We start from the raw sequence: 23,968 nt of genomic DNA, 5'->3' as shown, positions 1-23,968 counted from the left end.
GATCTGAGCATGGAGGCGAGCCCGCTCGATCGCGCGTGGTCACGCAGCCGGATGTCGATGCGCGCGCGGGTGGGCCGGCTGCGCTCCAAGTCGTTCGCGATCGGGCAGTGTGCCGTGGCGGCCGGTGTGGCGTGGTTGATCGCCAAGGACCTCCTCGGCCACGACGTGCCGTTCTTCGCACCGATCGCGGCGGTGGTGGCGCTCGGCACCTCCTACGGCCAGCGGCTGCGCCGGGTGGCGGAGGTGACGGTCGGAGTCGCTGTCGGGGTGCTGATGGGCGACCTCCTGGTGGTCTGGCTCGGCACCGGTTGGTGGCAGATCACCCTGGTGGTGACGCTGGCGATGTCGCTCGCCCTGCTGCTCGACGGCGGGCCGCTGCTGGTGACGCAGGCGGCAGTGCAGTCGATCGTGGTGACGACCCTGGTCGTCAGTCCCGGTGGCGCCCTGATCCGCTGGACCGATGCGCTCATCGGGGGAGCAGTGGCCCTGGTCGCTGCCACGGTCGTGCCTGCGGCACCCCTGCGCAGGCCGCGAGAGCAAGCCGCACGAGTGCTCCGCAAGGAGGCCGAGCTGCTGCGGGCCGCGGCCGACGTGATGCTCAACGGCGAGGTCGAGCCCGCGCTCGTCCTGCTCGCCGACGCCCGCACCACCGACTACCTCATCGACGAGCTCCAGCAGGCTGCCCACGAGGGTCTGGCCGTGGTCCGCTCCTCGCCCTTCCGGGTCCGCCACAAGCCCGGCCTGCGGCGGTTGGCCGACCTCGTGGAGCCGCTGGACAGGTCGTTGCGCAGCACCCGCGTGCTCGCGCGCTACGTCGCCATGGCGGCCTACCGTCACCGGTCGGTGCCGTCCGACTATGCCTTGGTTGCTCGTCAGCTCGCCGACGCAGTCGACCTCGTCGCCGACGAGCTCCAGGCGGATCGGCTCGCGGTGGTCGCCCGGCCGGCGCTCGTCGCAGTCGGTATGGCGACAGCGCAGCTCCCCCGGGAGGCGGCCCTCTCGGTGGAGGTCGTGCTGGCGCAGCTGCGCGCGGTGGTCTCGGACCTGCTGATGCTGACCGGGATGGGGCAGCTGGAGTCGACCGACGCGCTCCCGCCGCCGCGCGAGTGAGCGGGGCGCGGGGCAGGGGTCAGAGCGAGGCGTGCAGCTCGGCGACCACCGAGTCGACGACGGCCACGAGGTCACCACCGCTGGCGGCGGCGATCTTGCGCTGTCGCTGGTAGGAGGCGCCGTTGCGGGGGATGTCGGCGACCGAGCGCAGCTCGGCCTCGCAGTCGAGACGACGCGCGACCGGGGTGAGCTGCTCGAGCAGGTCGTCGAGGTCGTCGGTGACCAACCGCTCGCGCGACGAGCCGTCGAGGATGACGATCGCGTCCAGGCCGTAGCGCGCTGCACGCCACTTGTTCTCCTGCACGTGCCACGGCGGCATCGTGGGCAGCGTCTCGCCGGCCGCGAGCCTGGTGTCGAGGTCGACGACCAGGCAGTGGATGAGAGCCGTCAGGGCGGCGAGCTCGTTAATGTCGGACATCCCGTCGCACACCCGGTTCTCGATCGTCCCGAGGTGGGGTGCGGGCCGGATGTCCCAGCGCACGTCGGCCATCGTGTCGACCACGCCGGTCGTGGTCTGGTCGCCGATGCAGGACTCGAACTGTTCCCAGGTCTCGAACGTGAACGGCAGCCCCGCGGTCGGCAGCTGCTGGAACATCTGCGACCGGTTGGAGGCGTAGCCGGTGTCCTGCCCGGCCCAGACGGGTGAGCTGGCCGAGAGGGCCAGGAGGTGGGGATAGGTGTTGAGCATCGCGGACAGCACCGGCATCACGCGATCGCGCTCGGGCAGCCCGACGTGGACGTGCACCCCCCAGATCAGCATCTGCCGGCCCCACCACTGGGTGCGGTTGATCAGCTCCTCGTAGCGTGGGCCGTCGGTGAGCTGCTGCGCCGACCAGTTCGCGAACGGGTGGGTGCCGGATCCGAGCAGGTCGACACCCAGGTCGTCGGCCGCCGGAAGCACGACGCCCAGGGTGGTGCGGAGATCGGCGACTGCCTCGGCGACCGTTCCGCAGACACCCGTCACGACCTCGACGGTGTTGCGCAGCATCTCCTTGTGCAGACGCGACGGGTCGGCCAGCTGCGGACCGGCAGCGGCGAAGAGCTCGGCGGCGGTGTTGGAGAGGTCGCGGGTCTCACGGTCGACGATGGCGAACTCCCACTCCACGCCGAGCGTCGGAGCCGGTGAGGCGTGGAAGTCGATGCGCACCCACCCATCGTAGGGAGCGGGTGGCGTCGGTGCGTCACCCGCAGGAGCGGGTGCGAACATGGCGTGGTGGTGGACGACCAGCGCGAGCTCAACCTGACCCTGGACCTGTGCCTGCGCATTGGTGAGGTGCTGCTGTCCTCCGGTGCGGGTGCGGCCGACGTCACGGCGACGATGCAGTCGGTCGCCCGGCACCTCGGGCTGCGGCACCCTGAGATCGACGTGACCTTCACGTCGGTGTCGATGAGCTTCCACGGGTCGCCCGAGGAGCCGCCGGTGCTGATGATCCGCAAGATCAAGAGCAAGGACATCGACTATGAAGACCTCACCCAGGTCGACCACCTCGTCCGCGACCTGCTCGCCAACCGGATGGACCTCTATCTCGCCCGCTCGCGGATGGCGACGATCGTCTCCACCGGGCACCCGTGGCCGCGCTGGTCGGTGACCCTGGCCTGGGGTCTGATGTGTGCCAGCGTCGCCGTCTTCCTCGGGGGCGGGCCGCTGGTCGCGCTCATCGCGTCGGCGGCGGCGATGACGATCGACCGCGCGCAGCTTCGGCTCGCACGCCGGCGGCTGCCGACGTTCTATCTCCAGGTCGCTGGTGGGGCGATCGCCACGCTCTTCGCGGTGGCGGTGGCGGCGACCCCGCTCGAGGTCGACCTGTCGCTCGTGATCACCGCCAACATCGTGATGCTGCTGGCCGGCATCGGCTTCATGGGTGCGATCCAGGACGCGTTGACCGGCTTCTACGTCACCGCGGGCGCCCGGGTGATCGAGGCCCTGCTCGCGACCGCCGGGATCATCGCGGGCGTCAGCGGTGGACTGTCCGTCGCCGACGTCCTCGGCATCGACCTCGGCCGGCTGGTCCCGGGCCAGGCGCTGGGCCACCACGTCCTGATCGGGGTGGTGGGCGCAGCCGTCTCGGCCGCGGCCTTTGCGTTCGCCTGCTATGCCCCCTGGCGGGTCCTGGTCCCGATCGCGCTGACGTCGGGGCTGGCGACCCTGCTCCACGCCGTCGTCGCCGACTCCGGATTCGGTCGCACGTGGGCAGCGGCGACCGGGGCCTTCACCGTCGGACTCGTCGCCTATGCCGTCGCTGGGCGTTTCCGGGTCCCGCCGCTGGTCGTGGCCGTCTCCGCGATCGTGCCGCTGCTGCCCGGACTGTCGATCTATCGCGGGCTGTCGCTGCTCTCGGCCGGCGGGCCGGCGACCTCGCAGGGCATGTTCGCGATGATGACGGCCGCCTCCGTCGCCGTCGCCCTGGCCTCCGGCGTGATCCTGGGCGAATACCTTGCCCAGCCCCTCAAGCGCGAGACCAGGCGCCTGGAGGAGCGGCTGGCCGGACCCCGGCTCGTGGGTCCGCTGCGGGTCCCTCGGCGGGGCAGGTCGCGGGCGCCGCGGGTCAGCTGAAGTCGCGCCGAGCCGCCGCCGGTCACCGCAGGGAGTGCAGCCGGTCCAGCCACACCCCGTGCGCCCCGTCGTACGGCGCTGCGCGCCCTCCCACGAGCGCCACCAGGGCGTCGGCGCTGGCCCGGGCAGCGGCGACCACCTCGGGCGGGTAGTCGTAGGCGGCCTGGTGCTCGAGGAACTCGTCCTCGTCGTCGACGATCACCGTGCCGTTGAAGCCGCGCACCACGTCGAGGTCGAGGTCGACGGCCCGCAGCACCGTGCCGTCCCACTCGGCGGGGGTCGTGACGTCGATGTAGATCTCCGCTGCCGACCCGCCGAGGCTCGGCCAGGGCGACCCGGCCGTGTGGAACGTCGCCAGGTGCCACGGTGCTCGCCCCGCGACGGGAGCGGGGACCAGACCCACGTGGTCGTGCCGGCCGACGAACGACCGGCCCGGCCGTTCGAAGCGGGTGCCGGCGGGGAAACCCAGCCAGGTGCCGTGCTGGTCGTCGCCGAGCAGCACGGCGGCATACGACCAGTGGGGACTGCCGCCCCACTTGGTCAGCTCGCAGCGGACGAGCGTTCCGGGCGGATGAGGCATGCGGCAGACGCTATCGACCTCGCGTCACGCGCGGGGCGACCCGGGCGACGACGTCCTGGTAGCGCGAGCCGGTGAGCTTGGCGAAGTGGTGCAGGACGTGCGCGTCGGCACCGACGAGCACGCGCGCCTTGCCGTTGAGCGCGCCCTTGAGGATGGTCGAGGCCGCCTTGTCCGCGGTCGTCTTGGCCAGCTTCGCGTCGAAGGTGCTGGTCAGCCGGGCGTGGTCCTCACCGGCCGTGGTGCGGCCGTTGCGGACGATGCCGGTCTTGATCCCGCCCGGGTGGACGCAGGTGACGGTGACGGGGTGGCGGTCGACGAGCATCTCCTCGCGCAGCGCCTCGGTGAAGCCGCGGACGGCGTACTTCGTGGCGTTGTAGGCCGTCTGGCCGGGGATCGAGACGAGCCCGAACAGCGAGGAGATGTTGACGACCGCGCCGTTGCCGGAGGCGATCAGGTGGGGCAGGAACTCCTTCGTGCCGTTGACCACGCCGACGAGGTTGATGCCGAGGATCCAGTCGAAGTCGGCATACGTCATCTGCTCGAAGTGGCCGGTGACCGAGACCCCGGCGTTGTTGACCAGCAGGTTGACCCGCCCGAACTGGCCGACCACGTCGGTGGCCCACTGTGCGACCGCGGCCCGGTCGGCGACGTCGACGACGTCGCTGCGGACCTCGGCACCGTGTGCCTTGACCAGGTCGACGGTCTGAGCGAGACCCTCGGCGTCCCAGTCGGCCAGCGCGAGGAGCCCGCCCTGGGCCGCGGACTGGATCGCCAGCGCGCGGCCGATGCCCGAGCCGGCGCCGGTGATGGCGACGACCTTGTCGGTGAGGTTGTCGAGGCTCATGCGGGGGCTCCTTCGGTGGTGCGGACGGGGGTCAGGTCGTAGTTCTCCGCGTCGAAGCGTGAGAGCAGCTTGCGGAAGGTGAAGGTGGCGCGCGGCCACAGGGTGGTGTTGCGGCCGTGCGCGTCGAGATACCAGCTGGAGCAGCCGCCCTGGGACCACACGGTCCGCTTCATCCGCTGCTGGAGGTCGGCGTTCCAGGCGTCCTGCGGCTCCTGGCGCGGCTCGACGGCCGCGTAGCCGTTGTCCTTCATCGTCCGCAGCGCCCCGAGGACGTAGGCGATCTGCGACTCGATCATGAAGACCATCGAGGAGTGCCCCAGGCCTGTGTTGGCGCCGACGAGCTGGAAGAGGTTGGGGAAGCCGTGGGTCGTGGTGCCCTTGTAGGACAGCATCCCGCGCTCGGCCCACACCTGGCTCAGCGACCGGCCCCCGCGGCCGCGGATGTGCTCGGCGATCGGCTGCTCGGTGGTCTGGAAGCCGGTGGCGACGACCAGCACGTCGATGGGTCGCTCGACGCCGTCGGCGGTCACGATCGCGTCGCCGGTCACCTTGGCGATCGGGTCGGTCACGAGGTCGACGTTGTCGGCGGCGAGCGCGGAGTAGTAGGTGTTGGAGATCAGCACCCGCTTGCAGCCGAGGGCATAGGTCGGCGTCACCTTGGCGCGGAGCTCGGGGTCGGTGATGGCCTTGGCGATGTTGGCCCGAGCCGCCTTCTTGGCCGGGGCGGCGATCCGGGGGTCCACCACGAAGGCCGGGACATAGGTCTCGCGGCCCCAGTAGACGGCCGTGCGGTAGGCGCGCCGGACGGCGGGGACGTGCTTGAGGAGCAGCCGCTCGATGCGGGTGTAGCGGCGGTCGCTGCGCGGGATGACGTATGGCGCTGTGCGCTGGTAGAGGTCGAGGTGCGCGACGGCGGGCTGGATCGACGGGACGATCTGGATGCTCGAGGCGCCGGTGCCGATCACGGCGACCCGCTTGCCGGTGAGGTCGACGTCGTGGTTCCACCGGGCGGAGTGGAAGACCTCGCCCTGGAACGTCTCGATGCCCTCGATGTCGGGCAGCTTGGGCGCCGAGAGCCCGCCGGAGCCGGAGATCAGCGTCCGCGCGACCACGTCGCCGCGGGTGGTGCGGACGTGCCAGCGCTGGCTCGCCTCGTCCCACGCGGCGTCGAGCATCTCGGTCTCGAACGCGAAGCGGTCGAGCGTGCCCGACCTCTCCGCGACGCCCCGGAGGTAGGCCTCGATCTCCGGCTGGGCGGAGAACGAGCGCGACCAGCTCGGGTTGGGCGCGAACGAGAACGAGTAGAGCTGGCTCGGCACGTCGCACGCGGCACCGGGATAGGTGTTGGCGCGCCAGGTGCCGCCGACCCCGGAGTCCTTCTCGATGACGAGGAAGTCACCCTCGCCGGCCTCGGCCAGCTTGATCGCCATACCGATCCCGGCGAAGCCTGCGCCCACGACGAGGTGATCGACGGTCTGCGGCAACGTGGTGACAGTCATGGGCGCGAGCCTATTGGCGTTATTGAATATCCGTCAATAGAGTGTGGGGGTGACCACGTCGTCGAGCAGGACCCGCCTCTCACCGGCGGCCCGCCGCGCGCAGCTGCTCGACCTCGGAGCCCGCCTGTTCGCCACCCGCTCGGTCGAGGAGATCTCGATCGACGTGCTCGCCGAGGAGGCAGGCGTATCGCGCGGGCTGCTCTACCACTACTTCGGCTCCAAGCAGGACTTCCGTGAGGCGGTCATCCGCCACGCCGTCGAGGACCTCGTCACGCAGACCGCGCCGCCCGCCGAGGGCGAGCCGCTCGAGCGGCTGCTCGCCTCGCTGGGGGTCTATGTCGACTACGTCCTCGCCAACCTCACCCTCTATCGCTCCCTGGTCCGCGCGGCCGCCGGCGGTTCCGACGAGCTGCGTGCGCTCTATGAGGAAGGGCGCGCCGCACTGACCGACCGCATCTTCCGCGAGGACGCCCAGGGGCAGATCCTCACCGACAACCCGCAGACGCGCCTGATGGTGCGCGGTTGGTCCGCGATGACCGAGGAGCTGGTCCTCGCCTGGGCCGACGACCCAACGGTGATGACGCGCGAGCAGCTGCTCGAGATGCTGGCGATGTCGCTGCCGGCGCTGGTGGACCTGGCCTGAGGGCCCGCCGCTGCCGAACTCCGAACTGGCGGCGTCCGACATGCCCGCGCAACTGGCGGCGCCCGACATGGGATTCACCGTTCCGGGTGTCCTGCGCCGCCAGTTGAGGGGCCGTCGTCACCTAGCTTCCGCCGCAGGGCCCCGACGGTCCGGCGACAACCGGGTTGCGGCATGGGCGAGAATGGGCGGCGTTGTGCACATCACCTATCCCCCGAGCTGCCGGTCTCGGCCCGCCGCGACGACATCGCCGCAGCCATCCGCGACCACCAGGTCGTCATCGTCGCGGGGGAGACCGGGTCGGGGAAGACCACCCAGCTGCCGAAGATCTGCCTCGACCTCGGTCGCGGGCAGGACGGGCGGCTGATCGGTCACACCCAGCCTCGACGGATCGCGGCGCGGTCGGTCGCCGAACGGATCGCCAGTGAGCTCGGCACCGAGCTCGGTGACGTCATCGGCTACCAGGTGCGCTTCACCGACCGCACCACGCGCAGCAGCCGGGTCAAGCTGATGACCGACGGCATCCTGCTGGCCGAGCTGCAGCGCGACCGGCAGCTGAAGAAGTACGACACGATCATCATCGACGAGGCCCACGAGCGGTCCCTCAACATCGACTTCCTGCTGGGCTACCTCAAGCGCCTGCTGCCCCAGCGTCCCGACCTCAAGCTGATCATCACCAGTGCCACGATCGACGTCGACCGGTTCGCGGCCCACTTCGACGCGCCCGTCGTCGAGGTGTCGGGCCGGACCTATCCGGTCGAGGTGCGATATCGCCCGTTGCTCGAGCTGTCCGAGGACGACGACGAGGGCGAGACCGTCGTCCGCGACCAGACCGAGGCGATCCTGGCCGCGGTGCGCGAGCTGTCGGCCGAAGGCCCCGGTGACGTCCTGGTCTTCCTGCCCGGCGAGCGCGAGATCCGCGACACCGCCGACGCCCTCGAGGCCTTGAAGTCCGACCGCCTCGAGGTCGTGCCCCTCTATTCCCGGCTGTCGGCCGCCGAGCAGCACCGCGTCTTCTCCAGCCACCCGATGTCCGTACGCCGAGTGGTGCTCGCCACCAACGTGGCCGAGACCTCGCTGACCGTGCCCGGCATCCGCTACGTCGTGGACACCGGCGTGGCCCGGATCTCGCGGTATTCGCTGCGGACCAAGGTGCAGCGGCTGCCGATCGAGCCGATCAGCCAGGCCAGCGCCAACCAGCGCTCCGGCCGCTGTGGTCGCGTGGAGGCAGGGATCGCGATCCGGCTGTATTCGCAGGAGGACTTCGAGGGGCGATCGCCATACACGGACCCGGAGATCCTGCGCACCAACCTCGCCAGCGTCATCTTGCAGATGACCTCGCTGGGGCTCGGGGACGTCGCCCGCTTCCCGTTCGTCGAGCCGCCCGACAGTCGCAACATCAAGGCCGGAACCGACCTGCTCGAGGAGCTGGGCGCCCTCGACCAGCAACGGCTGACCAAGCTCGGGAGACGCCTGGCCCGGCTGCCGATCGACCCGCGCCTGGGCCGGATGATCCTGGAGGCCGAGCGGCTCGGCTGCGTCCGCGAGGTCATCGTCATCGCCGCCGCGCTCAGCCTCCAGGACCCGCGCGAGCGGCCCGCGGAGAAGCAGGCGCAGGCCGACCAGCAGCACGCCCGCTTCAAGGACGAGACCTCCGACTTCCTCACCTGGCTCAACCTGTGGCGCCACGTCAAGGATCAGCAGCGCGAGCTGAGCTCGAGCGCGTTCCGTCGCATGTGCAAGCGCGAGTTCCTCAACTACCTGCGGGTGCGCGAGTGGCAGGACTTCGAGTCGCAGCTGCGCCAGGTGTGCAAGGAGATGGGTTTCGTGACAGGCCTTCGGCCTTCCTCAACCACCGCCCCTCTCTCGACGGGTGCGCCTTACGACGCCGATGGCATCCACCAGGCGCTGCTCTCGGGCCTGCTCAGCCATGTCGGGGCACTCGAGGAGCGCGAGCGGAGCCGCCCCGGCGAGCGGCGTCCGATGAAGGAATATCTCGGCGCGCGCGGGGCCCGATTCGCGATCTTCCCCGGCAGCGTCCTCAAGGGTCGCAGCCCGGCGTTCGTGATGGCTGGCGAGCTCGTCGAGACCAGCCGGCTGTGGGGCCGTCAGGCTGCCGCGATCAAGCCCGAGTGGGCCGAGCGCCTCGGCGCCCACCTGGTCAAGCGCAGCTATTCCGAGCCGCACTGGTCGACCAAGCGCGCCGCCGTGATGGCCTACGAGAAGGTCACGCTGTATGGCGTCCCGCTGGTCGCCGACCGGCTGATCACCTTCGGCCGCGTCGACCCGGTGCTGTCGCGCGAGCTGTTCATCCGGCACGCGCTGGTGCAGGGGGAGTGGCGCACCCGGCACGACTTCTTCCACACCAACCGTGCGCTGCTCGACGAGGCCGAGGAGCTCGAGCACCGCGCGCGGCGCCGCGACATCGTGGTCGACGAGGAGACCCTCTTCGACTTCTATGACAAGCGGGTGGGGGCCGATGTCGTCAGCGGCGCCCACTTCGACCAGTGGTGGAAGCGCGAGCGGCACCAGCGGCCCGGCCTGCTGACCTTCGACCTCGACATGCTCACCCACGCCAATGCCGACGAGATCCGGGCGACCGACTTCCCGACCAGCTGGCACGACTCCGACTCCGCGGGGCTGACCTTCCCGATCAGCTATCACTTCGAGCCGGGCTCGGACGAGGACGGCCTGACGATCGAGCTGCCGGTCGCGACCCTCAACCGGGTCGAGGCGACCGACTTCTCGTGGCTGGTGCCGGGCCTGCGCGAGGAGCTCGTGACGGCCCTGATCCGAAGCCTGCCCAAGAACCTGCGCGTCAGCTTCGTGCCGGCCCCCAACACGGCACGGGAGTTCCTCGCCGCCGTACCAGCCGGCGCGGAGCCGCTCCTCGACGCGCTGGAGCGTCACCTGCTGTCGCGCACCGGCGTCGTCGTGCCGCGCGACGCGTGGGACTGGACCAAGGTGCCCTCACACCTGCAGCCGACGTTCCGGGTCGTCGACGAGTCCGGCCAGGTGGCGGGCCGCGGCAAGGACCTCGAGTCGCTCAAGGCGCCGCTGCGCCCCAGCTTCGAGCAGGCGATGGCCGAGGTGGCCGCGGACTCGGGGGTCGCCGCCACCGGCCAGACGACCTGGACCTTCGGCACGCTGGAGGAGTCCAGCACCTGGAAGCGCGCTGGGCACGAGGTGCGCGGATTCCCGGCGCTGGTCGACGAGGGCGCGACCGTCGGCGTGCAGGTGCTTGCGTCGGCGAGCGAGGCCGCGGCCCACCACCGCCTGGGCGTACGCCGACTGCTGCTGGCCGCGCTGGGCCAGCCACCGACGGCCGACTCTCTCGGCCTCGACCAGCGACAGAAGCTCGCCCTCGTCGGCTCGCCCTATCCGACCGTCGGCGAGCTAATCGACGACGTCCGCGCGGGCGTGGTCGGCGACCTGGTCGATGTGCGGCCGCCCGTGCGGGACGAGGCGTCGTACGCCGATCTGCTGGCCACCGTCCGTCAGGAGCTCGACGCGGCCGTGACCGCGGCAGTGCACGACGTGATCCGCGTCCTCGACGCGTGGCGTGCCTGCGACAAGGCGCTGTCCGGCCGGGCCGAGCTGACCACACTGCCGGCCCTGACCGACATGCGGGCCCAGGTCGAGCGGCTGGTGAGCCGCGGCTTCGTCGGCGACAGCGGCGCGGCCCGGATGAGGGACTACCCGCGCTACCTCGCCGCCGTGCAGCACCGCCGCGAACGGCTCGACGAACAGGTCGCGCGTGACCGTCAGCTGATGGACCAGCTCGCCGACCTGCAGGCCGCGTGGTTGCACCAGGTCGCGGCGCTCCCCCCGGTCAGCCGCCGACCGAGCAGCAGCGGACCGTGCGCTGGCTGCTGGAGGAATACCGCGTCTCGCTCTGGGCCCAGCACCTCGGCACGAAGGTCGCGGTCAGCGACCAGCGGATCCGCAAGGCTCTCGCTGCGACTGCCTGAGCTGCCTGGCGGGGTAGTTCAGGACAAGACGGTCGTGGATCGGTGGTCAGGACGACACACTTGTCCTGAACTACCCCCGAAATCGGTGGTGGAGCACGCCGGACCGGGAGCGCCTCACGGCGCGTGGCCGCTCGAAGCGGCTTAATTTGGGACCCGGGGCTGCCGCGATCCGGCGTGCTCCACGGAGGAGTCTACGACCCATCGGTGGTAATGCCAGGGAATCGCGGAGCTCAGGCCAACGAGTCGCGCAGCTCAGGCCAACGAGTCGCGCAGCTCCAGGTGGCCAGCCGCCTCGAGGTGCTCGGCCAGCGTCAGCATCCGCACCGTCTCGGCGTGCCCCGAACCCTCCAGGGACGCGCGCCCGCCGGCGATCACGCGGGCGAAGGCCGCGGCACGGAAGAGAGTCACGGCGAAGTCCCCGCCGGTGATCCCGCGCAGCACCTCGTCGATCATCGCCCTCAGCTCGTCGGGGCCGGGCGGGTCGGCCACCCCGGCGACCACGCGCGCGACCTGGGCGCGCGCCCGGCCGGCGTCGTACTCCCGCGCGACCTCGGCCGGTGACCGGTGCACCCACGCACGCAGGACGTAGAGGCGCCACAGGCAGCCGGCGAGCGTGTCGGGTGGCGCGCCCGACCACACGTCGGCGAGGGTCTCGAGGCCCTCGGTGTCGGCGAGGTGGATGATCCGCTCGGCGAGATCGACGTCGGGTGCGCGCTGGGCCCCGCGGACGAGCAGGGTGGCCGCCAGGTCGCCCGCCTCCCGCACAGCGGCCGGGTCGGCGCCGCCGGTGATGTCCTCGAAGAACGCAGCGCCGGGCACGGCCGGGCGGTGGTGCCGAGGCGAGGAGGGTGTCACCCGGCCACTCTACGAGGCGCCTGTGGCCGGCGCGTGACCGCGAGCCCACTAGTCTGACCTCGGCCAGGAACACTATTCAGAACGGGGAGCAGATGTCACGGCGGGCGACCACGATGGCGCTGGTGCTGGTGTCAGGTATGGCGCTCGCGGCCTGCTCGGACACCGAGCCCGCACCCCCGAAGCCCAGCCCCAGCCCGACCTCCGCGGCGCCCGACAAGCCCCGGCAGCTCTCCTTCGGCGTCTTCGGCCAGCCGGCCGAGATCGCAGCCTTCCAGGAGGTCGTCGACTCCTTCAACGCCTCCTCCCAGACCCGCCAGGTCAAGCTCGTCAGCTGGTCGGACCACCGCGAGGCCGCCGACGCGATCGTGGACGGCAAGGCGCCCGACGTCTTCATGGCCTCGCGCAGCGACCTCAGCCAGGTCGCGCAGAGCGAGACGACCCGGCCGGTCAGCCTGCTTCTCGACGAGCGGGGCGTGGACTTCGGTGACCGGTTCTCGCGCGACGCGCTCGAGGCGTTCTCCTATGACGACGACCTGCAGTGCATGCCCTACTCCGCCTCGCCGATGGTCATGTACTTCAACGACGAGCTCGTCGACTTCGACAAGATGGAGCGACGCGAGCTCGAGGTGCCTGCGGTCAACGACGAAGGAGTACGCAGCGACCGGTGGTCGCTGGCGGAGTTCGCCGCGGCGGCCCAGTTCGCCGTACGCCGAGGGCGGGTCGACGGCGTCTGGATCGAGCCGACGCTCCAGGGCCTCGCGCCCTTCATCTATTCCGGCGGGGGACAGGTCTTCGACGACGAGGACGACCCCAAGTCCCTGACCTTCTCCGAGGACGACACCCGCTCCGCGCTCGACGAGACCCTGGCGATCCTGCGCGACCCCATCCTGACCCCCAGCTCTGGCGAGCTGCGTCGCTCGAGCGCGCTCGCCCGGTTCAAGCGGGGCAAGCTGGCGATGATCGCCGGCTTCCGCGACCTCGTGCCCGAGCTGAGGGACGCGGAGGGGCTCTCCTTCGACACGATCTCGATGCCCGTGATCGACAACGCGGCCACCGTCGGAGACATCGACGGGCTGTGCATCTCGGCCGAGACCGAGCACGTCAACGATGCGGCCGACTTCCTCGCCTACGCCGTCTCCGACGCAGCGATGGAGACCGTCACCCGCACCGGCTACATCATGCCCGCCAACACCGAGGTCGCCGGCTCCGAGGCGTTCTTGGCGCCCACGCTGGAGCCCGCCCACAGCACGGTCTTCAACTCCGCGGTCCGCGGCATGGTGGTGCCCCCGCTGCTGGACGAGGCTCCTGAGCTGACCGAGGAGGTCGAACCGCTGCTCAAGGACCTCGTCGTGGGTCCCGGGATCCTCGACCTCGAGGCGGCGACCGAGGAGATCGACGAGGTGTCGCGCACCATCCTGGACCCCGAGTCGGTCAGCGAGACGCCCGCTGAATAGGCGCGCAGCCGGCGTCACTGCTCCGGTGCGGACTCCGGCTGGGGTGCGGGTGCCGGCTCAGGTTCGGGCTCGCGGTCGCCGATCAGCACCGCCCCGGTCAGGGCGCCGGTGACCAGCTGCACCTGCCAGTCGCGGGCGCCGTACGCCCGGAGCTGTTCGCGCAGCTCGTCGGCGAGCTGGGCCGGCTCGCGCGTCGCGGGCGGCTCCCACATGGCACGGCGCACGTAGTCGGGGCTGAGCAGGTTCTCCACCGGCAGCCCGAGGTCCTCGGCCAGGGTCAGCATCGAGGAGCGGGCGGCCTTGAACCGACGGTCGGCGACCGGGTCGCGATCGGCCCAGGTGCGCGGATGGGGCGGCCCGTCGGTGCGGGGGGTGCGGGTCGGCAGCTCGTCCTCGGACATCTTGCGCACCGCATCGAGGACCTCGGCCCAGGTGCGGGAGTAGCGCTCGGCGCCGCGGCCGTGGAAGCCCTGGGTCTGCAGCAGTGCGGCGCGATCGGTGGGCAGGGCGGTCGCAGCCGCGACGAGGGCGGAGTCGGGGATGATCCGGCCCGGCGTGACGTCGCGGCGGGCGGCGATCTCGTCGCGCGCCTCCCACAGCGCCTTGGCCGCCGCCAGCGAACGTCGTCCGCGCAGCCGGTGTACGCCGGAGGTGCGCCGCCAGGCCTCCTGGCGTATGGCGGGCTCGAAGCCGAGGAGGTGCTCGAACTCCTGGCGCGCCCACTCTGCCTTGCCGGCCTTCTCCAGCTCGTCGACCATGTGCTCGCGCAGCTCGGTCAGCACCTCGACGTCGAGCGCCGCGTATTCGAGCCAGGGCCGGGGGAGCGGCCGGGTCGACCAGTCCGCGGCGGAGTGTTCCTTGCGCATGCGCTGACCCAGCAGGGTCTCGACGAGGGTGGCCAGACCGACGCGGGGATAGCCGAGCAGCCGGCCGGCGAGCTCGGTGTCGAACAGCGCCGTCGGCACCAGCCCGACCTCGCGCAGGCACACGAGGTCCTGGGTCGCGGCGTGCAGGATCCACTCGGTCCCGGCGAGCGCCTCCTGCAGGGGGGCGAGGTCGTCGAAGGCGATCGGGTCGATGAGCCAGGTGCCGGCGCCCTCGCGGCGCAGCTGGATGAGATAGGCGCGGGCCGAGTAGCGGTAGCCCGAGGCGCGCTCGGCGTCGATCGCCACCGGCCCCGTCGCTGCTGCGAGGGCGGCGCAGGCCTCGGCCAGGCCCTCGGCGGTGTCGACGATGTCGGTCAGCCCGTCGCGCAGCACCAGCAGGGGCGCCGGCGGCGGAGGCTCGGGTGTCTCGGCGGGCTCCACGTCGGTGCCCTTGTCGTCGGTCGCTGCCTCGTCCATCCTCACGAGCCGCGCTGACCGCGCCGGCTGGGGATGGCGGTGACGCCCTCCGGGACGGGGGGCAGGCCCACGGCGGTGCACAGGAGCTCGGCCCACGCCTCGACGTGGGGCCCGATGTCGATGGGGCTGTCGGGGTCGTCGGCCACCGGGGTCCACGAGGCGCGGACCTCGAGCTGGACCGTGGGCTCCTCGTCCGCCATACCGCCGAAGCTCTCGGTGGAGACGCACGTGACGGAGCCGGCCGCTGCGGTGTAGGAGGCGCCGTGTGCCTCGAGCGCCTCGGTCAGCCACGACCAACCCACGGCCGCGAGCATCGGGTCGGAGCTCAGCTCCGGGTCGAGCTCTGCGCGGGCATAGGCCACGCAGCGGAAGGTGCCGTCCCAGGCCTCGTTGCCGGCCGGGTCGTGGAGCAGGATGATGCGGCCCGTGCCGAGGTCCTCGTCGTCGACGGTGACGTCGGCGGTGAGTGCGGAGGAGTATGGCGCGATGCGCTGTGGCGCCGGCATCTCCTCGCAGAACACCTCGGGGCGCAGCGCGGCGGAGCGCATGCTGGCGACGGCCGCGCGGAACTCCGCGGGGCCTGCACCGGTGCCGGGGTGCGTCTCGGGGCGCGCGACCATTGCTCCAGAGTAGGTCAGGAGTCGCTGACCGCGATGTGTCGCCACGCCGCCTGACCTGCGAAGATTCGCTCGTGACAGCCCAGCTCGCCGACAGTGCCTTCCTCGCCGCCGCCCGTGGGGAGACCGCCAGCCACACGCCGGTGTGGTTCATGAGGCAGGCAGGCCGGTCGCTCCCCGAATATCTCAAGCTCCGCGAGGGCGTCGGGATGCTGGAGTCCTGCATGGACCCCGACCTCGTCACCGAGATCACCCTGCAGCCGGTCCGGCGCTATGGCGTCGATGCCGCCATCTTCTTCTCCGACATCGTCCTGCCGCTGAAGGCGGTCGGCGTCGACCTCGACATCAAGCCGGGCATCGGGCCGGTCGTCGCGTCGCCGGTTCGCACGCTCGCGGACGTCGAGGCCATCCCCGACCTCGACCCGTCCCACGTCCCGTTCATCAGCCAGGCCGTGCGGCAGCTGGTCGCCGAGCTGGGCGGCACCCCACTGATCGGGTTTGCCGGCGCGCCGTTCACCGTGGCGTCCTACCTCGTCGAGGGCGGGCCGTCGAAGGAGCACGCAAAGACCAAGGCGATGATGTTCGGCGCCCCGGACGTGTGGGACGCGCTGATGCGCAAGATCGCCGGCATCGCCGCCGACTACCTCCGGGTCCAGGTCACCGCTGGCGCGAGTGCGGTGCAGCTCTTCGACTCGTGGGCCGGGGCGCTGACCCCTCGCGACTATGCCGACCACGTGATGCCGCACTCGGCGCGGGTGCTGGCCGCGGCCGGCGAGCTCGGGGTGCCGCGCATCCACTTCGGTGTCGGCACCACCAACCTGCTGTCGCTGATGGCCGAGGCGGGTGCCGACGTCGTCGGCATCGACTGGCGCACGCCGCTCGCGGACGGCATCGCCCGCGTCGGCGACCGCGCCGTGCAGGGCAACCTCGACCCGACGCTGGTCTTCGCGCCGACCGAGGTGATGACCGAGCGCGCGGCAGAGATCCTCGACGCCGGCCGGGCCGCGAAGGGCCACATCTTCAACCTCGGTCACGGGGTCATCCCGTCGACCGACCCCGGTCAGCTGAAGGCGCTGACGGAGTTCGTGCAGTCCTACTCGGGCTGACCCACCTGCCCGTGACGGCTGTCAGTCCTGGGGCGCCGTGGTCTTCTTGGCTGCGCGGGTCCGGGTCGTGACGGTCACCTTCGGCGTCGCGGGCTTCTCGACGGGCGTCTCGACCGGCGTCTCGACCGGGGCCTCGGAGGGTGCCTCCACCGTCGCGTCCGCCCCTTGCGACTTCGCAGGGGCCCTGCGCCTGCTCGTGGCCTTCTTGGCCGCGGCGGCCTTGCGCGGCGACTTCAGCCGCAGCTCCAGGGTGTTGGCCTCGCCGCGGGTCTCGAGGTAGGGCTGGGCCTGCACGAGCGCGGTCAGCTTGCCGTGCCCGAAGTTGCGCGGGTCGAAGGACGCATGGGTGCGGTTGAGGTGGTTGCCGATCTGGGAGACCGTGGCCCAACCCTCGTCGTCCGCGGTGGCGTTGACGGCCTTGGTCAGCGCGCTCTGCAGGTTGAGCGAGGGTGACTCCTGGGCGGACTTCTCCTCGCTGGCCCGGTCGCCGCCCTTGCGGTCGAGGACCTTCTCGTCGGCTGCTTCCTCCTGCGCGTCGGTCATCAGCACCTCGAGGGCGATGAACCGGTCGCAGGCGTTCTGCAGCGACGACGGCGTGTTCTTGCGGCCGAGGCCGTAGACCTTCCGACCGGACTCGCGCAGTCGCAGGGCCAGGCTGGTGAAGTCGCTGTCGCTGCTCACGATCGCGAACGCCTCGACGTTGCCGGCGTGCAGCAGGTCCATGGCGTCGATGATCAGCGCCGAGTCGGTCGAGTTCTTCCCGGTGGTGAAGGCGATCTGGTGCATCGGCCGGATCGCACGCGCGTTGAGCTCGCGGGTCCAGCCCGACAGCTGTTGGGAGGAGAAGTCGCCGTACGCCCTCTTGATCGTGGGGGAGCCATACTTCGCGACCTCCTCCAGCAGCGCCTCGGCGTACTTCGGTGAGGTGTTGTCGGCGTCGATGAGGACGGCGATGCGGGTGCCTCCGTGGAGGTCAGAGTCCATGGGGCGACCCTAGCCCGCGTGGACGTCCACCTCGCGCTCGGCTGCGGACCCACCCGGGCGGCCCTGCCTGCGGCGGGCGTGGCGCACGAGCAACCACGTCGGCACGCCGATGACGGCGAGGACCATCGCGAACGGGAGGACAGCCCCGACGACGGTGCCCAGGCCTTCGGCGAACGCGCCGAGCGCCTTCAGGCCGCTCTTGAAGCCACTGAGGAAGCCCGCGTCCTCGTCGGTCTCCTCGTCCTCCTCGGGGACGTAGCGGCGCTCGATGTCGACGGTGATGGTCGAGTCGCTCGTCTGGTCAGCGAGCCAGGCCTGCTGTGACTTCAGGGAGTCGAGCTCGGCCTGGCGCCGAGTCAGCTGCGACTCGATCCAGATGATGTCCTTGAGCGAGTCGGCCTCGGCCAGGAGCTGCTCGACGCGACGCAGGCTGGACTCCTGGGCGCGGACGCGGACCCCGGTGTCGATCACCTCCGTGGTCACGTCCTCGCTGGTGAGACCGGCCGAACGCAGCTCGGCGGCCTTCTCCAACGAAGCCATCGTCACGGCGAAGGAGTCGGCCGGCACCCGCACCACGAGGCGGGCGTAGGTGGCGACGCCCTTGTCGTCGGTCTCGGTGTTCTCCTCGGCGACCGTGCCGTGCTGGGCATCGACGATGCGCTGCACGTCGTTGCGGGCCTTGGCCACGTCGTCGCTCACCAGGGAGACGGTGCCCTTGGAGATCACCGCGCGCTCGCTGGCGGGAGCGCGGAGGGACGCGGTGCTGTCCGACCCATCGTCGAGGGCAGCGTCCCGGTCGGCCGACTTGCCTGCGTCGCCCGACCCTTCCGAGTCACCCGACTCGGCGTGGCCCTCCTGGGGGGCCTCGAGCGAGCTGAGGCCCGAGCCCCCGGCGTCGCCCTCGGCCGAGTCGCCGGAGTCGCTGGAGGAGCAGGCGGCCACCGCGCCGAGGAGGGCGGCCGTCATGGTCAGGGCGACGACGAGACGGGCCCGGCGGCCGCCTCGCGGGTGGAGCCTGCTGGATGTCTGCATGGGGGTCCGACGCGCGGCACGTCGACAGCGGTTCCCCGCGCGGCTTCCCGTGACCGAACCGTGACGCGGGCCGCGTGCCAGAGTTGGCGCCGTGAGACATGACGTCGTGGTCGTCGGTGGGGGCATCGCCGGGCTGAGCGCCGCCCGCGAGCTCTCACGGTCCGGCAGCGTCCTCGTCCTGGAGGGGTCACCACGAGTCGGCGGAAAGCTCAGGCTCGAGACGGTCGCCGGGGTGCCGGTCGACGTCGGCGCCGAGGCGATGCTCAACCGTCGGCCGGAGGGAGTCGACCTCGCGCGCGCCCTGGGGCTGGAGGTGGTCCACCCGACCGCTGCGACGTCGCGCATCTTCTCGCGCGGCGAGCTGCGGCCGCTGCCGCGCTCGCTGATGGGTGTGCCGTTCGACATCGCCGAGGTGGCGGCCTCCGGGGTCCTCTCCGACGAGGGCCTGGCCCGGTTGCGCGACGAGCACGTCACGCCTGTCGAGGGCGACGTCTCGGTCGGGGACCTCGTCGGGTCGCGCCTGGGCGAGGAGGTCGTGGACCGGCTCGTCGAACCGTTGCTGGGCGGGGTCTATGCAGGCAGCGCTCGCCGGCTCTCGGCGGCGGCGGCCGTGCCCCAGCTGCTCGCGATGGCGGCGCGGGGCCCGTTGCTCGACCAGCTCGTCGGCGTACGGCGAAGCGACGAGCCTGTCTTCGCCGGCATCCCGGGCGGGATGGGGCTCCTGCCGGGGGCGGTCGCCTCAGGCCTGGAGGTCCGGACGGACGCGCCGGTGCGGGCGCTGCGTCGTGACGGCTCGGGCTGGCTGCTGACCGTCGGCTCTGCCCACGCCCCCGAGACGATCCGGGCCGGCCGGGTCGTGCTCGCTACTCCGGCTGCCCCGACTGCACGGCTGCTGGCGGACCTTGCTCCCGAGGCTGCCCGGGAGATCGCGTCCATCGAGTCGGCGAGCGTCGTCGTGGTCACGCTCGCCCTGCCGCGAGACGCCGTGGCCGGGCTGACGGACCGCTCCGGGTTCCTGGTGCCGCCGGTCGAGCAGCGCGCGATCAAGGCAAGCACCTTCTCCTTCGCCAAGTGGGACTGGGTCGGGTCGGCCGGCGGCGACCTCGCGATCCTGCGGACCTCGCTGGGTCGCGCAGGGGAGGAGCGCACGCTCCAGGCCACCGACGACGAGCTGGTGGGGCGCTCTCTCGCCGACCTCGCGGAGCTGGCCGGGATCAGGGCGACACCGGTCGAGACGCACGTGCAGCGGTGGGGTGGAGGCCTCCCGCAGTACGCCGTCGGCCACCTCGACCTGGTCGCGCGTGTGCGGTCAGCCCTGCCGCGCGGGATCGCGGTCTGCGGAGCGTGGTGCGACGGGGTCGGCATTCCTGCGGTCATCGGCTCGGCCCGACAGGCAGCGGAGGCGCTCCACCACTAGAGGGGCGGCCGATCAAAGGAACTGTCGGGCCATTTGTGCGTCTGTTCCTGTGGACTTCGCATTCCCGACACTTCCAGTGTGGATAACTCGAACAGAGGTTCTAATACAGGTGTCATGCGCATAGAATCAGCCCATGGAAACCACTCACGACAAGGGGCAACAACACCCGCTGCTGGGCGTCGTCGCGAGCATTTCCGAGGGCTTCGACAAGGCCGCGACCTTCAACCCGACCTTCCTCACCCCCACCGACAAGGCAGCCGCACTGGTCGAGCTGTCCGGCGTCGTGTCTCGCGCCCAGGGGCTGATGTTGTCGGTGCTGGCCACCTCCGGGGACGTGGCCCACGAGGCCGGCGCCCGGACGGCCGGTGACTGGTTCGCCGCCGCCACCCGTCACGACCACCGGCCGAGCATCGGGCTTCACCGGCTCGCCCGATCCCTCGACACCGAGCACGTCCACCTCGGCGCCGCGGTCCGCGACGGCCGGGTCAACCTCGACCAGGCCCGTGTCATCGCCTCTGCCCTCGACGACCTCCCCGACGACATCGTCACCCCCGCGGTCCGTGAACAAGCCGAGCTCCACCTCATCGACCTCGCCGACCACTGGGCACCCACCCCGCTGCGGCGCCTGGCCCGCAAGGTCCTCGACGTCATCGCCCCCGAGATCGGCGAACAAGCCGAACGCGACGCCCTCGAACGCGAGGAACAGGCCGCCGCCGAACGCACCCGCCTGACCCTGACACCCCAAGGCGACGGCACCACCCGCATCTCGGGGCGGATCAGTGACGCCACAGCCGCGCGACTGCGGACCTATCTCGAAGCGTTCGCCTCACCCCGCCGTACGGCGAACGAGTCCGACGGACAACCCATCCCCACCCCGCGGCTCCTCGGCCTGGCGCTGACCGACCTCCTCGAAGCCCTGCCCGCCCAGGTGCTGCCCGCCCACGGGGGCACCGCGACCACCGTGACCGTCCACCTCGACCACGACCACCTCACCGCCGCCCTCGAGAAGGCCGGGGTCGCGACCCTGGAGACCGGCGACGCCATCACTTCCTCCCACGCCCGGCGCCTCGCCTGCCAGGCCAAGATCCTGCCCGCCGTCCTCGGCGGACGATCAGAAGTCCTCGACCTCGGCCGCTCCCGCCGTCTCCACTCAGCGGCGCAACGCAAGGCCCTGCGGATCCAACAACCCCAGTGCCAAGCGCACGGCTGCACCGTGCCCGCGGCCTGGTGCGAGACCCACCACCCCCACGCGTGGTCCGACGGCGGCACCACAGACCTCGACAACGCCGCCCTGCTCTGCTGTCACCACCACCACCGCGCCCACGACGCCCGCTACCTCACCCAGCGCATGCCCAACGGCGACTACCGATTCACCAGACGCAACTAGGCCGACAGCGGTTGGAATGGTCTCGAAGCGACTTCGTTCTGTCCTGAAAAGCTCGTTCCGTACGCGGGTAGGCTTTCGTGTGGATGCCCATTTACGCGAAATAGATTTGGTAGTAACGTCGCTTGACATGAAAGCTCGCGCCTACCGGATGGCGGCCCGCGCAGAAGGGGTCCAGGCCACCCGCATCGCGATTCTCGACGCGTGTCTCATGCTGTCGACGCAGCAACCCATTGCCTTGATCACGCTCGAGGCGGTGGCCGTCCAGGCGCGAGTGAGCGTGCAGACCATCCTGCGGCACTTCGCCAGCAAGGCCGGCCTGATCGAAGCCACCGTTGCCTACGGGACGGAACTGATTGCCGCAGCGCGCACCGCCGAACCGGGGGACATCGACTCCGCGGTGCGGCGTCTGTTGGATCAGTACGACGCCGGCGAGGGCAAGCTGGCCCTCCTGCTGCTCGCCCAGGAGGAGACAGATCCCGAGGCCGTCGCGACCATCGCTGCGACAGGCAAGGCGGTCCACCGTCGGTGGGTCGAGGACGTCTTCGCGCCGTACACGAACGACCCCGCGGTGATCGACCTACTTGTCATTGCGACCGATGTCTACACGTGGAAGTTGCTGCGCCGCGACCGGGGCCTGAGCCGAACCGACACCGAAGCCCGCGTTCACGCCCTGATCAACGCGATCCTGGATCGAAAGGGCTCGCCATGACCAGGTATCTCTTCGTGACCTTCGACGGTGGCGGCAACCTTGACCCGGAGCTTGCGGTTGCAACCGAGCTGCAGGTCCGTGGCCACGAGGTTCGCTTCCTCGGTCACAGAGCGCAGGAACAACGGATCCGAGATGCCGGCATGGTGTTCTCGACGTACATCACGGCGAAGCCGTTCGACGGTCGTGAGCCCCACTCCACCGCCCGAATGCTCGCCTTGGTGAGTGACCGCACCATGGGCCGGGATGTCTTGACGTCGCTGGAGACCGCGCCGGCGGACGTCGTGGTGGTCGACGGGTTGCTCTTCGGGGTCATGCAGTCCCTGCGTGCGGCCGGACGCTCGTGGGTGACCTTCGCGCACGCCTTCGACAGCTATTGGCGCAAGGCTGCTCGAGGCCCGCTCGGCCTGGCGCTCCGGCTGCGCGGCTGCCCTCTCTTGTCGTTGTACGACGCCGGTTCACCGACGCTGGTGATGGCGCTGCCGGACCTGGACCAGGGTGCCGGCAACGTTGTGCATGCCGGACCGACTGCGACCGGTCAGCCAGCGACCCCTGGCGAGAAGACCATCCTGGTCAGCTTCAGCACCTTCGGTTTCGCCTCTCTCGTCGGACTGTGGCAGCGGACCTTCGACGCGCTCGGCGGTGTCGACGCGCGCGTCATCGCCACTGTCGGTCCGTCGGTGCCAGTCGGTCGACTACGCATCCCGGGGTCGGTCGAGGTGCACCAATGGCTGCCGCACTCGCAGGTCCTTCCGGAGGCGTCCCTGGTGATCAGCCACGGCGGTCACGGGACAGCGATGGCAGCGCTCGCGCACGACGTCCCGCTGTTGATCCTGCCGCTCGACCGTAGGAGCGACCAACCCTTGGTCGGCCGGGCGATCAGCCGCGCCGGCGCGGGACTGAGCCTGTCCCGACACTCCAGGCCTGCGCGAATCGGGGCGGCCGCCGAACAACTGCTGGCCGACGGTCCGCACCGCGCCGCCGCGGCCCGACTGGGAGCCGAGATCCGCGAGTTCGACGGCCGCCGCCGCGCGGCCGACATCCTCGAGAAGGTGAGTCATGGCTGACCCACCCAGCGCCACCGTGAACCTCGGCAGGCTCTGGTCCTTGAGCCTCAACCCATCGCGCGGCGGCTGCAGTCCTCCGGGCACAATGACGCCATGGCATCCAAGGCTTCCCAGGTCCGCGAGCTCAACGACACCATCCGCTACACGATGTGGTCGGTGTTCAAGCTGCGTGACCCCCTCGGGGCCGGCGACCGCGAGGCCGAGGCGGCCGAGCTGGAGGCGCTGTTCGCGTCCCAGGCCGAGGAGGACATCGTCGTACGCGGCGTCTATGACGTCTCGGGGCTGCGGGCCGACGCCGACCTGATGGTGTGGTGGCACGCCGAGGACAGCGAGATGCTGCAGTCGGCCTACAACACCTTCCGCCGAACCACCTTCGGCGCGCGCCTCGAGCCGGTGTGGTCGCAGATGGCGCTCCACCGCCCCGCCGAGTTCAACAAGTCGCACATCCCGGCGTTCCTGGCCGAGGAGGAGTCGCGGGCCCACATCTGCGTCTATCCCTTCGTGCGGTCCTATGAGTGGTATCTCCTCGAGGACAGCGAGCGTCGCGCCATGCTCGCCGAGCACGGCAAGATGGCCCGCGACTACCCCGACGTCCGCGCCAACACGGTCGCCTCGTTCGCGCTCGGTGACTATGAGTGGATGCTGGCCTTCGAGGCCGACGAGCTCTATCGCATCGTCGACCTGATGCGACACCTCCGCGGCTCGGAGACCCGTCGGCACGTGCGCGAGGAGGTGCCGTTCTACACCGGGTCCCGGGTGACGCCGGCCGACCTGCTCGCCCGCCTGCCCTGACGAGGGAACC

Annotated in this window: 20 protein-coding genes; 11 read left to right on the top strand and 9 right to left on the bottom strand. The window is 71.0% G+C overall.

Annotation, left to right across the window (positions count from 1 at the left end; all coding sequences use genetic code 11):
- The first annotated feature begins 9 nt into the window (after positions 1-9).
- Entirely contained in the window at positions 10-1,110 is a 1,101-nt protein-coding gene (locus G7071_RS01585; RefSeq protein ID WP_166314056.1) for an FUSC family protein, read from the top strand.
- A 19-nt stretch (positions 1,111-1,129) separates the two neighbouring features.
- Here G7071_RS01585 and G7071_RS01580 read toward each other — a convergent pair whose 3' ends face one another.
- On the bottom strand, positions 1,130-2,257 hold the full coding sequence (locus G7071_RS01580) for a glutamate--cysteine ligase (protein WP_206062874.1): 1,128 nt from the start codon (positions 2,255-2,257) through the stop codon (positions 1,130-1,132).
- 69 nt (positions 2,258-2,326) lie between these two features.
- Here G7071_RS01580 and G7071_RS01575 point away from each other — a divergent pair, with 69 nt between their 5' ends.
- A complete protein-coding gene (locus G7071_RS01575) occupies positions 2,327-3,664 on the top strand; it encodes a threonine/serine exporter family protein (RefSeq protein ID WP_166314053.1) in 1,338 nt (445 codons plus the stop codon).
- A gap of 22 nt (positions 3,665-3,686) precedes the next feature.
- Here G7071_RS01575 and G7071_RS01570 read toward each other — a convergent pair whose 3' ends face one another.
- The 3 genes from G7071_RS01570 to G7071_RS01560 are packed head-to-tail and all read right to left on the bottom strand — an operon-like array spanning position 3,687 to position 6,587.
- Positions 3,687-4,244 (bottom strand): DUF402 domain-containing protein, encoded by a 558-nt coding sequence (locus G7071_RS01570; protein WP_166314051.1) that lies wholly within the window; start codon positions 4,242-4,244, stop codon positions 3,687-3,689.
- Positions 4,245-4,254: 10 nt separating this feature from the next.
- Positions 4,255-5,088, bottom strand: a complete 834-nt coding sequence (locus G7071_RS01565) for an SDR family NAD(P)-dependent oxidoreductase (RefSeq protein ID WP_166314049.1) — start codon at positions 5,086-5,088, stop codon at positions 4,255-4,257.
- Positions 5,085-6,587: a flavin-containing monooxygenase gene (locus G7071_RS01560; protein WP_166314047.1), complete on the bottom strand. Its 1,503-nt coding sequence runs from the start codon at positions 6,585-6,587 to the stop codon at positions 5,085-5,087. The genes G7071_RS01565 and G7071_RS01560 overlap by 4 nt, the downstream gene beginning before the upstream one ends.
- A 49-nt stretch (positions 6,588-6,636) precedes the next feature.
- On the opposite strand from G7071_RS01560, the gene G7071_RS01555 reads away from it, so the two are divergent.
- Together G7071_RS01555 and hrpA are read left to right on the top strand one after the other, a co-directional pair.
- Positions 6,637-7,230: a TetR/AcrR family transcriptional regulator gene (locus G7071_RS01555; RefSeq protein ID WP_166314045.1), complete on the top strand. Its 594-nt coding sequence runs from the start codon at positions 6,637-6,639 to the stop codon at positions 7,228-7,230.
- Between the two features lie 171 nt (positions 7,231-7,401).
- A complete protein-coding gene (gene hrpA, locus G7071_RS01550) occupies positions 7,402-11,343 on the top strand; it encodes an ATP-dependent RNA helicase HrpA (protein ID WP_425489408.1) in 3,942 nt (1,313 codons plus the stop codon).
- 107 nt (positions 11,344-11,450) lie between these two features.
- Here hrpA and G7071_RS01545 read toward each other — a convergent pair whose 3' ends face one another.
- Complete coding sequence (locus tag G7071_RS01545) at positions 11,451-12,053, bottom strand: hypothetical protein (protein WP_166314043.1); 603 nt, start codon at positions 12,051-12,053, stop codon at positions 11,451-11,453.
- 92 nt (positions 12,054-12,145) lie between these two features.
- On the opposite strand from G7071_RS01545, the gene G7071_RS01540 reads away from it, so the two are divergent.
- A complete protein-coding gene (locus G7071_RS01540; RefSeq protein WP_166314041.1) occupies positions 12,146-13,507 on the top strand; it encodes a sugar ABC transporter substrate-binding protein in 1,362 nt (453 codons plus the stop codon).
- A gap of 14 nt (positions 13,508-13,521) precedes the next feature.
- Here the strand turns inward: G7071_RS01540 and G7071_RS01535 are convergent, their stop codons facing one another.
- Positions 13,522-14,850, bottom strand: a complete 1,329-nt coding sequence (locus G7071_RS01535) for an HRDC domain-containing protein (RefSeq protein ID WP_166314039.1) — start codon at positions 14,848-14,850, stop codon at positions 13,522-13,524.
- A 2-nt stretch (positions 14,851-14,852) separates the two neighbouring features.
- Positions 14,853-15,470: a DUF3000 domain-containing protein gene (locus tag G7071_RS01530; protein ID WP_166314037.1), complete on the bottom strand. Its 618-nt coding sequence runs from the start codon at positions 15,468-15,470 to the stop codon at positions 14,853-14,855.
- 71 nt (positions 15,471-15,541) lie between these two features.
- Between G7071_RS01530 and hemE the strand changes: the two genes are divergently transcribed.
- Positions 15,542-16,573 carry a uroporphyrinogen decarboxylase gene (gene hemE, locus G7071_RS01525; RefSeq protein WP_206062873.1) on the top strand — a complete coding sequence of 344 codons (1,032 nt, stop codon included), beginning with the start codon at positions 15,542-15,544 and terminating at the stop codon, positions 16,571-16,573.
- A gap of 21 nt (positions 16,574-16,594) precedes the next feature.
- On the opposite strand, the gene G7071_RS01520 is transcribed toward hemE, so the two are convergent.
- Together G7071_RS01520 and G7071_RS01515 are read right to left on the bottom strand one after the other, a co-directional pair.
- Positions 16,595-17,557 carry an NYN domain-containing protein gene (locus G7071_RS01520; RefSeq protein ID WP_166314033.1) on the bottom strand — a complete coding sequence of 321 codons (963 nt, stop codon included), beginning with the start codon at positions 17,555-17,557 and terminating at the stop codon, positions 16,595-16,597.
- 9 nt (positions 17,558-17,566) lie between these two features.
- On the bottom strand, positions 17,567-18,589 hold the full coding sequence (locus G7071_RS01515; RefSeq protein WP_166314031.1) for a DUF4349 domain-containing protein: 1,023 nt from the start codon (positions 18,587-18,589) through the stop codon (positions 17,567-17,569).
- Between the two features lie 91 nt (positions 18,590-18,680).
- On the opposite strand from G7071_RS01515, the gene hemG reads away from it, so the two are divergent.
- The 5 genes from hemG (at position 18,681) to hemQ (ending at position 23,958) form a co-directional block, all read left to right on the top strand.
- Entirely contained in the window at positions 18,681-20,006 is a 1,326-nt protein-coding gene (gene hemG, locus G7071_RS01510) for a protoporphyrinogen oxidase (RefSeq protein ID WP_206062872.1), read from the top strand.
- A gap of 133 nt (positions 20,007-20,139) precedes the next feature.
- Positions 20,140-21,393 (top strand): HNH endonuclease signature motif containing protein, encoded by a 1,254-nt coding sequence (locus G7071_RS01505; RefSeq protein ID WP_166314029.1) that lies wholly within the window; start codon positions 20,140-20,142, stop codon positions 21,391-21,393.
- A gap of 127 nt (positions 21,394-21,520) precedes the next feature.
- Positions 21,521-22,102 (top strand): TetR/AcrR family transcriptional regulator, encoded by a 582-nt coding sequence (locus tag G7071_RS01500; RefSeq protein ID WP_166314027.1) that lies wholly within the window; start codon positions 21,521-21,523, stop codon positions 22,100-22,102.
- Positions 22,099-23,166 (top strand): glycosyltransferase, encoded by a 1,068-nt coding sequence (locus G7071_RS01495; protein WP_166314025.1) that lies wholly within the window; start codon positions 22,099-22,101, stop codon positions 23,164-23,166. Before G7071_RS01500 ends, G7071_RS01495 begins: the two co-directional genes overlap by 4 nt.
- Before the next feature lie 93 nt (positions 23,167-23,259).
- Positions 23,260-23,958: a hydrogen peroxide-dependent heme synthase gene (hemQ, locus tag G7071_RS01490; protein WP_166314023.1), complete on the top strand. Its 699-nt coding sequence runs from the start codon at positions 23,260-23,262 to the stop codon at positions 23,956-23,958.
- Positions 23,959-23,968 lie beyond the last annotated feature (10 nt).

It is taken from the genome of Nocardioides piscis, from assembly GCF_011300215.1.
GTDB classification, from domain to species: domain Bacteria; phylum Actinomycetota; class Actinomycetes; order Propionibacteriales; family Nocardioidaceae; genus Nocardioides; species Nocardioides piscis.
The sequence above is the reverse complement of the archived record's forward strand: the minus strand, read 5'-3'. Positions and strand labels throughout refer to the sequence as shown.

What these genes read in the sequence shown, in the direction of transcription:
- G7071_RS01505 (WP_166314029.1), top strand. Translation starts at nt 20,140, where the DNA reads ATGGAAACCACTCACGACAAGGGGCAACAACACCCGCTGCTGGGCGTC.
- G7071_RS01570 (WP_166314051.1), bottom strand. Translation starts at nt 4,244, where the DNA reads ATGCCTCATCCGCCCGGAACGCTCGTCCGCTGCGAGCTGACCAAGTGG.
- G7071_RS01565 (WP_166314049.1), bottom strand. Translation starts at nt 5,088, where the DNA reads ATGAGCCTCGACAACCTCACCGACAAGGTCGTCGCCATCACCGGCGCC.
- G7071_RS01495 (WP_166314025.1), top strand. Translation starts at nt 22,099, where the DNA reads ATGACCAGGTATCTCTTCGTGACCTTCGACGGTGGCGGCAACCTTGAC.
- hrpA (WP_425489408.1), top strand. Translation starts at nt 7,402, where the DNA reads ATGGGCGAGAATGGGCGGCGTTGTGCACATCACCTATCCCCCGAGCTG.
- G7071_RS01500 (WP_166314027.1), top strand. Translation starts at nt 21,521, where the DNA reads ATGAAAGCTCGCGCCTACCGGATGGCGGCCCGCGCAGAAGGGGTCCAG.
- G7071_RS01585 (WP_166314056.1), top strand. Translation starts at nt 10, where the DNA reads ATGGAGGCGAGCCCGCTCGATCGCGCGTGGTCACGCAGCCGGATGTCG.
- G7071_RS01535 (WP_166314039.1), bottom strand. Translation starts at nt 14,850, where the DNA reads ATGGACGAGGCAGCGACCGACGACAAGGGCACCGACGTGGAGCCCGCC.
- G7071_RS01530 (WP_166314037.1), bottom strand. Translation starts at nt 15,470, where the DNA reads ATGGTCGCGCGCCCCGAGACGCACCCCGGCACCGGTGCAGGCCCCGCG.
- G7071_RS01560 (WP_166314047.1), bottom strand. Translation starts at nt 6,587, where the DNA reads ATGACTGTCACCACGTTGCCGCAGACCGTCGATCACCTCGTCGTGGGC.
- G7071_RS01515 (WP_166314031.1), bottom strand. Translation starts at nt 18,589, where the DNA reads ATGCAGACATCCAGCAGGCTCCACCCGCGAGGCGGCCGCCGGGCCCGT.
- G7071_RS01520 (WP_166314033.1), bottom strand. Translation starts at nt 17,557, where the DNA reads ATGGACTCTGACCTCCACGGAGGCACCCGCATCGCCGTCCTCATCGAC.
- G7071_RS01540 (WP_166314041.1), top strand. Translation starts at nt 12,146, where the DNA reads ATGTCACGGCGGGCGACCACGATGGCGCTGGTGCTGGTGTCAGGTATG.
- hemQ (WP_166314023.1), top strand. Translation starts at nt 23,260, where the DNA reads ATGGCATCCAAGGCTTCCCAGGTCCGCGAGCTCAACGACACCATCCGC.